Annotated in this window: 9 protein-coding genes and 1 tRNA gene; 5 read left to right on the forward strand and 5 right to left on the reverse strand. The window is 67.4% G+C overall.

Features of this window, described 5'->3' with window-relative positions; all coding sequences use genetic code 11:
• Positions 1–1,443, reverse strand: a 1,443-nt coding sequence (locus ACEE23_RS11190) for a mechanosensitive ion channel domain-containing protein (protein ID WP_448873618.1), incomplete at its 3' end; no start/stop codon positions are given.
• Between the two features lie 66 nt (positions 1,444–1,509).
• Positions 1,510–2,595: a trimeric intracellular cation channel family protein gene (locus ACEE23_RS11195; protein ID WP_368518964.1), complete on the reverse strand. Its 1,086-nt coding sequence runs from the start codon at positions 2,593–2,595 to the stop codon at positions 1,510–1,512.
• Positions 2,596–2,716: 121 nt separating this feature from the next.
• Between ACEE23_RS11195 and ACEE23_RS11200 the strand changes: the two genes are divergently transcribed.
• A tRNA-Ile gene (locus ACEE23_RS11200) sits at positions 2,717–2,790 on the forward strand.
• A gap of 181 nt (positions 2,791–2,971) precedes the next feature.
• On the opposite strand, the gene ACEE23_RS11205 is transcribed toward ACEE23_RS11200, so the two are convergent.
• From ACEE23_RS11205 to uriT, 3 genes are read right to left on the reverse strand one after another with little or no spacing between them, the layout of a single operon-like run.
• The gene (locus ACEE23_RS11205; protein ID WP_368521573.1) at positions 2,972–4,024 is read right to left on the reverse strand and encodes an HNH endonuclease signature motif containing protein; all 1,053 of its coding nucleotides are present in this window, start codon (positions 4,022–4,024) and stop codon (positions 2,972–2,974) included.
• A gap of 23 nt (positions 4,025–4,047) precedes the next feature.
• Positions 4,048–4,998, reverse strand: coding sequence for a uridine-preferring nucleoside hydrolase UriH (gene uriH, locus ACEE23_RS11210; RefSeq protein ID WP_368518962.1), 951 nt, complete (start codon positions 4,996–4,998; stop codon positions 4,048–4,050).
• A 17-nt stretch (positions 4,999–5,015) separates the two neighbouring features.
• On the reverse strand, positions 5,016–6,434 hold the full coding sequence (gene uriT, locus ACEE23_RS11215) for a uridine transporter UriT (protein ID WP_368518961.1): 1,419 nt from the start codon (positions 6,432–6,434) through the stop codon (positions 5,016–5,018).
• Positions 6,435–6,588: 154 nt separating this feature from the next.
• On the opposite strand from uriT, the gene ACEE23_RS11220 reads away from it, so the two are divergent.
• Genes ACEE23_RS11220 through ACEE23_RS11235 form a run of 4 tightly spaced genes read left to right on the forward strand, consistent with a single transcriptional unit; the run spans position 6,589 to position 10,092 of the window.
• Positions 6,589–7,239 (forward strand): ABC transporter permease, encoded by a 651-nt coding sequence (locus tag ACEE23_RS11220; protein ID WP_368518960.1) that lies wholly within the window; start codon positions 6,589–6,591, stop codon positions 7,237–7,239.
• Positions 7,236–8,384 (forward strand): ABC transporter ATP-binding protein, encoded by a 1,149-nt coding sequence (locus tag ACEE23_RS11225; protein WP_368518959.1) that lies wholly within the window; start codon positions 7,236–7,238, stop codon positions 8,382–8,384. Before ACEE23_RS11220 ends, ACEE23_RS11225 begins: the two co-directional genes overlap by 4 nt.
• Positions 8,381–9,136: an ABC transporter permease gene (locus ACEE23_RS11230; protein WP_368518958.1), complete on the forward strand. Its 756-nt coding sequence runs from the start codon at positions 8,381–8,383 to the stop codon at positions 9,134–9,136. Before ACEE23_RS11225 ends, ACEE23_RS11230 begins: the two co-directional genes overlap by 4 nt.
• A complete protein-coding gene (locus tag ACEE23_RS11235) occupies positions 9,133–10,092 on the forward strand; it encodes a glycine betaine ABC transporter substrate-binding protein (RefSeq protein ID WP_368518957.1) in 960 nt (319 codons plus the stop codon). Before ACEE23_RS11230 ends, ACEE23_RS11235 begins: the two co-directional genes overlap by 4 nt.
• Positions 10,093–10,148 lie beyond the last annotated feature (56 nt).

A 10,148-nucleotide genomic window follows, 5' to 3' on the forward strand; every position in this document is an offset into this window, starting at 1 on the left:
CTGCCCCGCCTGGCCGGCCGAACCCGCCGAATCCCCCGAGCCCGCCGAGCCCGCTGCGCCCGCCTGCCCTTCCGGCTCGGCCTGCGGCGCGGTGGTCTCGGTCGCAGCGTCGGGCTGGGGCTCGGCATTCTCGGCGGTCGGCTCCGTGGCCTCCGCGGTGCCCGTGCCCGCGTCCGCGTCCTCGGCGGGCGTGGTCTCCGGCGCCGATTCCGTCGTCGTCGGCATCCAGTTCGCCGGCGACAGCCAGCCGGCGCTGGCGTTTTCCGGGTTGCTCGAGGCCAACGCCAAGATGCCGATGACCGCCAGGGCCGCAAAGAGCCCCGTCGTCGAGGCCCTAATCCGCCCGCCCAGGGTCACCAGCTTGCCCCAGCGAGTAGTCGGTTGGTCGTCGCGCCAGATGCTGCCGGTCCCCGCCGGCGCCTCCTCGTCGTCGCCTTGCAGGGCCGCTTGGTCGGCGGCCACGTCCGCGGGGTCTTCCATCGGCGTGGCACCGTCGGGACCGGCCAGGACCACGGTCTCGGCGTCCGCTGCCTCCTGCGCCGGCGCATCGCCAGCCTCCTCGCGGCGGGTAGTCTCCACGGCCGGGCCGGGCAGCTCGCCGGGGGCATCGCCGGCCAGGTGGTAGTGGTCCCAGAAGGCGTTGAGCAGCGCGGAACGGATGCCGCGCTCGACGGCCCACTGCCGGGCCGGGTTGACCCGCACCATGACGCGGTAGTTGACCTGCCAGGGCTGGCCGGCGGCCGTGGGGGCCTCCAGGCCGGTGGCGGGCAGGACCTCGACTTCGTCGACGACATCGGGGGCGATCTGCGGATCCGCAATCGCTTCCCGGGAAATCCGCTCGACCTGCGCGGTGATATCGGCGGGGTTCTCCCCCGTCGAGACCGGCACCGCGAGGTTGACCACCGCACGCGACCAGTCCTGGGAGTAGTTGGTGACCACGCCGGCCGAGCCGTTGGGCACCGTGACGACCTCGCCGGTGGGCGTGCGCACCTTGGTGGTACGCAGCGTCAGGGCCACGACCGTGCCCTCGATGCCCGTCGCCCCGTCGAAGCTGACGTAGTCGCCCACGCCGAACTGCTTCTCGGACAGGATGAAGAAGCCGGACAGGAAATCACCGATGATGGACTGCGCGCCGAAGCCGACGGCGGCAGAGACCACGGTCGCGGGGATGGCCGCGCCCAGCGGCGGCACGCCGATATTCGACAGGGCCGCCACGACCAGCAAGAAGTAGGCCACGACCTCGCCGACGTAGACAAGCGCCCCGACCAGCGCCAGGCGCGCCTTGGTGGCTTCTTCCTCCTGGTCCAGCCGGCTTTCGATGATGCGCACCACGAGCCGGCCAATCCGCGGGATAAGCACCGCGGTTAGCACAATGCCCAACAGGGGCAGGCCGTGATCGACCAGGATTCCCCACAGTTGGAACAGGTAGTATTTCAGGTTCATATCAGCCAAATTAGACCGTCAACCTGAACGTTTAATGCCACCCAACTGCTGGCTGTTTTCAGGTTTTTACTCGCCGCGCTGCTCGTAGCGCTTGACCAGCCGTTCGATGAGCTCGTCGGTCAGGTCGTCGTCGGCCAAGATCCGGTCGAGCATATCGCGGTGGGCGGAGTCATCGCTGTCGTAGGAGTCCCCGGCCAGGTCGACTCCCATGCCGGACAGCAGGCCCTGGTCTTCGGGGCTGTCGTCGGCGGGGGCATCGTCGAGCGCGGTGGGGTCGACGGCGGCGAATTCGGAGGTGAATTCCTCCATGAACTCGTCGGCGGCGGTCTCCGCGTCCGTGCGGCGCGCACCCTTGCGCACCTCGGCCTCGATGCGCCGCTTAAGGGCCTTTTCCATCTGCCGATGCCGCCACCGCCGCAGTTTGCCCGGCTCCAGCTTCCGGCCCACGGCCCGGCCCTTGTGCTCGGCCTTCTTGGCCAACGATGCCATCTGCGCCGCCGTATCATTGACCGGCGCCCATTCCTGGTTCGTGGACACCCGCCAGTTGCCCCAGTAACCCCACAGGGTGAGCACGAAACTGATGATGGGGCCGACCACCATGCCCACGGCCATGAAGCCGAACTGGTGCGCTATGAGGACCGTGACGGCGCAGGCGACCGCCGGGATGACGGTGGGCCGGTTATCGCCGAAGACGGCCGGGGTGCGCCCGGTGACGGTGTCGCGGATCATGGACCCGCCCGTGGCGGTGAACACGCCCATCATGATGCAGGGCAGGACCGGCAGGCCATAGGTAATCGCCTTCACCGCGCCGGTGGCCGCCCACAGCGCGGAGACCAGGGCGTCGCCGTGGACTTCGAAAAACTCCCAGGTCTTGCCCTTGAAATAGACGAAGCGAGCGATGAGCGCGCCGGTAAACGCCAGGATGAGATACTCCGGCTCGCTCATGGCGGCGACGGTGCCGCGGTTAATCAGCACGTCGCGGATCATGCCGCCGCCCAGCGCCGAGAACAGCGCGATGAAGAAAAAGCCCACGATGTCGTAGCCCCGCTGGCGCGCAATCGTGCCGCCGATGATTCCCATCAGCAGCACGCCGCTGACATCGGACCAGCGGTACAGCGCGGTGATTAGGGGGTCTACCTCTTCGACCGTCATACTGCCGATTTTAGAACCACCCCGCACGTGCCGCTGGCACCACACCCCCAGTGTCTCACCCGCCACCGCCGCCCCGCTACACTAGCTTCCAGCGCTCTTCCAGCGCTGCGCGCGGTTTCCAGGGGCTATAGCTCAGTCGGTTAGAGCTACGGACTCATAATCCGTTGGTCGCGGGTTCGAGCCCCGCTGGCCCCACTGGTCAAAAGGCGTCTAGCCGCGCTTAGACACGCCGACGGGGCGTTCGTGGGGAATTTTCCCGCGAACGCCTCGTTTTTGTAGTCTTTGACGCCTTTCTCGTTTTTTGGGTTTGCGGTGTTTTAGACCCGCACTTTCCGCACTCGCCCTTGTCAGGCTCCTACTCTTTAACGCGCGCCGTTTAGGCCCGGACTGCAGCAGCCCCAGCGGCGGGCCGATCGGGCGGGCGCTCCGGCGGCACCCAGACGGTCTTGCCGCGCACTCGGGCTAGGCGCCCGCGCTTTTTCGGGTTGTCCACGCCGTCCTCGTTCGCGCCGTTGTGGTGCGGGCACAGGGTGGCCAGGTTGTCCTGGTTGGTCGGCCCGCCGGAAAACCAGGGCCGGATGTGGTGGACCTGGCATTCGTCGGCGCCGGCCAGGCACTGCGGCCAGGCGCAGACGGGGTGTTCCATCGTCGCCAGGCGCCGCTGCTTCCAGGAGGCCAGGCGGCTGTCCCGGTAGAGGTTGACCGGCCCGGCGACGGGGTCGAAGACGCCGACGTAGCCGGCATCGGCAAGCGCGCGGGTGACCAGTTCGGCGCCGCTAATGACAGCGCCGTTGGTCAGTTGGACGGCGATATCCTCGCCCTCCCCGCCGGAAACCAGATCGCCGAAGTCTTCCAAGTTTAGCACCACGTTGGTGGTGACGTGGGCGCGCTCGGCGCCGCCCTCCCCGGTGAACAGGGCGCGGGCGTCCTCGACGTCTTTGACGTGGGCTTTGATGTCGGCGACAAGCCCGGCATCGGCGACTAGGCGCATGGCCCACAGGCCCGCGGTGGAGCGGGTATAGACCACGCCCGGCACCGGCTCCGGCTTGGGCGCGGCGGCGCGGACCTTCCGGGCAGCTGCCCGGCGCATGCCGGCGGCGCCCAGCTCGAGGCCGGACAGCTCCTCCATGATGCGCCAGGCGTCGTTTTTGTTTTTCACCCGCCGCAGCACCCCGCAGACCACGTCCAGGACCTGCAGCCCGTGGCCTAGCCGCTCGGCGTTCGCGCGCACGCGGCGCTGGCGGCGGCGGTGCTGGACGGTGCCGAACAGCGTCTCGGCCAAGCCGATGACGCGCTCGACCTCGTCCTGATTCTGCGTCATGTCGGCGCGCAGGCTGGCCCAGTCGGCGTGCCAGGCGCCCTCAATGACAGCGATGCCCGGCTGCGCACTGGCAGCCAGGAAGCGCTGCAAACAATCCCCCGATGTCATGGGGCCGACTCTAAAGCAGCTGGCTAGTCCTCGCAACCGGAAAGGGCGCCGACGGCCTCGACAACCAGGTCCCAGAAGGCCGCGTGGTCGAGCGTCGTGGCGACCTGCGTGTGGCAGTCATCGCCGGCCGGGGCGCGGAAGTCGGTGACGGTCATGCCGGTGGTCAGCGCGCCGCTTAGCTCCACCTGGACCGGCGCCTTGACCGTGCGCACGATGGCCGGGTCGATGAGGTAGGCAATCGTGCACGGGTCGTGGACCGGCGGGTCGTCGAAGCCCTGGTTTTCGCGGTAGGCCTCGCGGAAAAAGCCGAAAAGTCCGACCACGAAGTCGCCCAGCTCGGTGCCCATCGCGCGGAAGCGCTCCTCGACCTCGGCGGTAGCCAGCGCCTGGTGGGTCAGCTCCAGGCCCACCATGGTCACGGGCCAGGCCTCGCCAAAGACGATGTGCGCGGCCTCCGGGTCGACCTTGATGTTGAACTCCGCCACCGCGGACCAGTTGCCCTGGTGGTAGCCGCCGCCCATGAGGACGACCTCGCGCACGCGCTCAACGATGCGCGGTTCCTTCCGCGCCGCCAGCGCAATATTGGTCAGCGGGCCCGTGGGCACCAGGGTGACCGTGCCGGGCTCGTTCGACATGACGGTATCGATGAGGAAATCCACCGCGTGGCCGTCTTCGACCGCCACGGAAGGCTCGGGCAGCTCGATGCCGCGCACGTCCATGCCGGTTGAGCCGTGGATGTCCTCGGCCACCTCGACGTCGCGCACCAGCGGGCGGCTACAGCCCGGGTAGACGGGGACCTCGGTGTGGCCGGCCAGCTCCAGGACGACCTGCGCGTTGCGGGTGACCTTGTCGAGGGTCTGGTTGCCGCCGACGGTGGTTACGCCCAGCAGGTCGATGCCGGGGTTGCCCAGGGCCAGTAGCAGGGCGACGGCATCGTCGTGCCCGGGATCGCAGTCCAGAATTATCTTGGTCATCTTCTCCTACCAATCTCCTAATCGTGGTTGGCGGCTGCGACCGTGTCGCCTATGGATTCCGGCTTCGGGATGAGCAAGCTCATGGCCAACGCCGCTGCCAAAATGATACAGCCGGTGACCAGTCCCGCGTGGTAGCCGGAATCGAAGGAGCCGGCCACGCCGAAGAGGATGGCAAAGCTCAGGCCCGCGCCCAGGTTGAAGGCGCCGGCGTTCATGCCGGGCAGGTAGCCCTGGTTGTCCGCCGGGGACAGCACGATGCCCAGCCCGTTCAGCATGATGTTGGCAATGCCCGCGTAGGTAATACCGATAAACAGCGAGACGAACAAAAGCGACAGCTTGCCGGGGTTGCCCACGATAAAGACCGTGACGATGAGGCCGACGACCGTGCCGACCAGGCCGGTCTGCAGCACGAATTTGTAGCCGACCTGCGCGGCCATCCAGCCGGCGATAGGCCCGAAGACCAGGCCGGCCAGCGCGTACGGGGTCAGCGTGTAGAAGGAGACGACGTCCGCGCTCATGCCGGCGCCGACCTCGGCGTCCTGGCCCAGGTTCGGGATGAGCCCGTTCATGACGGCGAAGACGCCGGTCATCGTCAGCAAAGTGGTCGACAGCAGCGCCCAGGTGCGGCGCTGCTTGAGGTAGTCGACGGTGACTAAGGGGTGGCGCACGCGCTTTTCGATGTTCCAGAAGACCACCAGGCAGACCACGCCGACCGCGAGGAGGATAACGACGAGGAGCCAGTTGGCATCGGCAAGCTTGCCGGCCTCGTTGAAGGCGGTGAGCACGCAGCCCAGCGCCACGGCCAGCGGCGCGATGCCCGCCCAGTCCATGGAGATGGTCGCGTCCGCCACGGATTCCTGCGTCCAGCCGCGCACGCCGATAACGGCCAGTGCGCAGACGACGGCCATCGTCCAGAAGACCGAGCGGAAGCCGAAGTGGTCCGCCAGGAAGCCGCCTGCCAGGGCGTCCACGCCCGCGATGCCGCCGTTAACCGAGGTCAACACGCCCAGCAGCAGGGCGTACTGTTTCTCGTTGGCGACCTGCTGGCGCAGCATGATCAGCGTCAGCGGCACCGTCGGGCCCGCCACGCCCTGGATAACACGGCCCAGCAGCAGGATGGTCACGTTCGGCGCCAGCGCGGCGACCAGGCAGCCCAGGCCGGTGACGGTCATCATGCCCACCAGGACCTTGCGACGGCCGATGAGGTCGCCCCACCGCGGCAGGAAGAGCGAGAACAGCGCCGCGGCGGTGAAAAACGCCGTCTGCGTCATGCCGATGTGGGAGGTCGTCGCCCCCAGCTCGGCTTCCATGGTGGCCAACGCGGGCGAGAGCATGGAGGCGTTGAGCTGGAAGGCGAAGACCGCCGCCAGCAACGCGACCATGAGCGGGACCACCTGTTTGAGGGCAAGCGGCCGGGGTTCGGCAGTAGCGTGCATGTCTACTCTTTCTACTGGATGTGACGGGTTTGTTAGCTAAAAAGGATATTAGGCATCGCACCGCCAAACCAGATCGCGGACCCAGCCCGCCGCGCGTAGGCCTGTATGCTGGGAATATGGTTTTATCTTTGTTTATTCGTGAAGGGTTGACCCCATGAACGGTCTCGGAGAATTCATCGGAGCCCGGTGGCAGGACATCGCTTTCCGTGCTTTCCAGCACACCAGCCTGGTCGTCCAGTCGGTGGCCGTGGCCTTGGTCATCGCGCTCGTTATCGCGGTGCTGGTGACGCGCTCGTCGAAGGCGACCGCCGCGGCCAACGCGCTGTCGTCCATCGGCTTGACGCTGCCCTCGCTGGCCCTGCTGGGCCTGGCGATTCCGCTCTTCGGCATCGGCACGGTCCCGTCGGTAGCGCTGGTGGTCTTCTACGCGGTGCTGCCCATCCTGCGCAACGCCATCGTTGGGCTGCAGGGCGTGGACCCGGCCGTCGTGGAATCCGCGCGCGGGCAGGGCATGTCGCCGGCCGCGGTCTTGTTCCGCGTGCGGCTGCCGCTGGCGTGGCCGGTCATCATGACCGGCATCCGCGTCTCGACGCAGCTGTCGATGGGCGTGGCCGCCATCGCCGCCTACGCGCTGGGCCCTGGCCTGGGTAGCTATATCTACTCCGGCCTCAGCCAGATCGGCGGTGCCAACGCGCTCAACTACGCGCTCGTCGGCACGCTCGGCGTGGTCATCGTCGCCTTGGTGGTCGACGCCTGCCTCGCCGGACTCCAGAAACTCACGACCTCGAAGGGGATTTCCGCATGACTGACCGTTCTACTGGCGCCGAGATCGTCTTCGACGCCATCACCAAGTCCTACCCCGGCCAGGGCTCACCGGCCGTCGACAACCTGTCGCTGACCATCCCGCGCGGCGAGCTCGTGGCCTTCGTCGGCCCTTCGGGTTGCGGCAAGACCACCTCGCTGAAGATGATTAACCGCCTGGTCGAGCCGACCAGTGGCCGGATCCTCATCAACGGCGAGGACGCCACGGCCAAGGATCCGACGCGCCTGCGCCGCGAAATCGGCTACGTCATCCAGGGCGGCGGCCTAATGCCGCACATGACGGTGGCGGATAATATCGCCATCGTCCCGCACCTGCTCAAGTGGCCGAAGTCGAAAATCGCCCAGCGCGTCGACGAGCTGCTCGACATGGTCGGCCTGGATCCTTCCGTCTACCGCGACCGCTTCCCCCGGGAGCTCTCAGGCGGCCAGCAGCAGCGCGTGGGCGTGGCCCGGGGGCTGGCGGCCGACCCGCCCGTGGTGCTGATGGACGAGCCTTTCGGCGCCGTGGATCCGATTACGCGGACCCGCCTGCAGGACGAGCTGGTCAACATCCAGTCGGACCTGGGCAAGACCATCGTGTGCGTCACCCACGACATCGATGAGGCGGTCAAGCTCGGCCACCGCATCCTGATTCTGCAGCCCGGCGCGCAGATCGCGCAGTACGATACCCCGGAAAACATCCTGGCCGCCCCGGCCAACGAGTTCGTCGAGGACTTCATCGGCTCCGGTTCGACGCTCAAGCAGCTGAGCCTGAAGCGCGTCGAGGAGATGGACTTGTGGGATGCGCCGGTCGCGCGCATCGGCGAGCCGGCCGACGAGGTCGTCGCCCGGGTCCGCGCCGCCGGCGAGGACACCGTGGTGGTCCTCGATGACAAGGATCGGCCCCGCGAGTGGGTCACCCTGCGCCAGGTGCAGCGCCACCGGGTCCTGCCCGAGCCCACCGTGGAGTTGTCCTCGGTGGTCGGTGCCCGCTCCACGCTGAGCGATGCCATGTCGGCCATGCTCGTATCCTCCCACGGCGGCGCGATGGTCACCCGGCGCGGAAAATTCATTGGCGTGCTGCTCTACGACACCGTCAATGACTACGTACGCACCCTGAAGGCAGAGGCGGGTGACAGCGAGCAATGAAAGAAAAGCTAACCCACACCTCGGCGGAAAACCGCCTGCTATTGATAGGCATCCCGGTGCTCGTGGCGGCCGCGCTAATCGGCTGGTTTATCTGGCACTCGGCGGCGGACCTCGACGACATCGAGGCGCGGACCCTGGACCTGTCTAACGTCGGCTATCTGGCGCTCGAGCACCTCCAGATCGTGGCGGTGACCGCCCTGTTGGTGGTGGTCACGGCGGTGCCGCTGGGCATCGTGCTCACGCGCCCGGCCACGAAGTTCCTCGCGCCGCTGGCTACCGGCCTGGCCAATATCGGGCAGGCCGCCCCGGTCATCGGCGTCATCGTTTTGCTGGCCATTTGGCTGGGCTTCGGCCCGCCGGTGGCGATTGCGGGCCTGTGGGTCTATGCCTTCCTGCCCGTGCTCGCCAACGTGGTGGCCGGCCTGCGCGGGGTCGATCCCGCGCTGGTGGAGGCCGCCCGCGGGCTGTCGATGTCGCCGGCCCAGGTCCTGCTCAAGGTCGAGCTGCCCATGGCGCTGCCGGTCATCATGACCGGCGTGCGCACCTCCCTGGTGCTGTTGGTCGGCGCCGGCGCCTTCGCCACCTTCATCGACGCGGGCGGGCTCGGCGGGCTGATCACTACCGGCATTAACCTGTACCGCAATTCCATCCTGGTTTCCGGCGCGGTGCTCATCGCGGCCTTGGCTCTGGCCGTCGAATGGGTGGGCCGCCTGCTGGAAGTGGCCCTGACTCCGAAGGGGATGAACGCATGAAAATTCGCACGCTAATCGCCGCTGCCTGTCTCGTGCCCACGCTGGCCTTGGGTGGCTGTGGGCTGGGCACCGCGGGCGGTTTCGTACCCACGGCCGAGCTCGACGGGGAGCTTTCGGCTATCGATTTGTCAGGTACCCACGTCTCCATCGGTTCGAAGAACTTCACCGAGCAGATCATCCTGGGCAAGATCGGCGCCATCCTGCTGCAGTCGGCCGGCGCCGACGTCGAGGATCTCACCAACGTGCCGGGTTCCACCTCGGCGCGCCAGGCGCTGGTGGCCGGGGATATGGACATGATGTTCGAGTACACCGGCACCGCCTGGATTACCTACCTGGGTAAGACGGATCCGATCCCGGACACCCAGAAACAATACGAAGCTGTCAAGGACGCCGATGCCGCCAATGGGCTGACCTGGCTGCCGCCGGCGCCAATGAACAACACCTACGCGCTCGCCGTCAGCGAGGACACGGCGCAGGAATACGGCATGGAGTCGCTGGACGACATCACCAAGCTGCCGGTCGAGGAACAGACCATCTGCTCGGACGCGGAGTTCATCGCCCGCAACGACGGCCTGATGCCCATGCTGGATGCCTACGGCGTGGAACAGCCCAGCCGGGAGCGCCTGTTGGAGATGGATTCCGGCGCGGTGTACGCGGCCCTCGACCGCGGCGAGTGCCGCCTGGGCTCGGTCTTTGCAACCGACGGGCGCATCGACGCGCTCGATCTCCACGTGTTGAGCGATCCGAAGGGCTTCTTCCCCAAGTACAACATGGCCCCGGTCGTGCGCACCGAGGTTATCGAGGAAAACCCCGAAATCGCCGAGCTGCTGGCCCCCCTCTCTGATATCTTGACCGACGAGCGGATGCAGCAGCTCAACGCGCGCGTGGACGTCGACGGCGAGGATTACGCCACCGTCGCCTACGACTTCCTGCGCGAAGAGGGCCTCATTAGTTAATCAGTTTGAGTAGCACCGGCCCGCGGCGCGCCCCGCCCGCGGCGCTGGGGCAGGTG

It is taken from the genome of Corynebacterium sp. 32222D000AT (genome assembly GCF_053546955.1).

What these genes read in the sequence shown, in the direction of transcription:
- ACEE23_RS11235 (WP_368518957.1), top strand. Translation starts at nt 9,133, where the DNA reads ATGAAAATTCGCACGCTAATCGCCGCTGCCTGTCTCGTGCCCACGCTG.
- uriT (WP_368518961.1), bottom strand. Translation starts at nt 6,434, where the DNA reads ATGCACGCTACTGCCGAACCCCGGCCGCTTGCCCTCAAACAGGTGGTC.
- ACEE23_RS11225 (WP_368518959.1), top strand. Translation starts at nt 7,236, where the DNA reads ATGACTGACCGTTCTACTGGCGCCGAGATCGTCTTCGACGCCATCACC.
- uriH (WP_368518962.1), bottom strand. Translation starts at nt 4,998, where the DNA reads ATGACCAAGATAATTCTGGACTGCGATCCCGGGCACGACGATGCCGTC.
- ACEE23_RS11205 (WP_368521573.1), bottom strand. Translation starts at nt 4,024, where the DNA reads ATGACATCGGGGGATTGTTTGCAGCGCTTCCTGGCTGCCAGTGCGCAG.
- ACEE23_RS11220 (WP_368518960.1), top strand. Translation starts at nt 6,589, where the DNA reads ATGAACGGTCTCGGAGAATTCATCGGAGCCCGGTGGCAGGACATCGCT.
- ACEE23_RS11230 (WP_368518958.1), top strand. Translation starts at nt 8,381, where the DNA reads ATGAAAGAAAAGCTAACCCACACCTCGGCGGAAAACCGCCTGCTATTG.
- ACEE23_RS11195 (WP_368518964.1), bottom strand. Translation starts at nt 2,595, where the DNA reads ATGACGGTCGAAGAGGTAGACCCCCTAATCACCGCGCTGTACCGCTGG.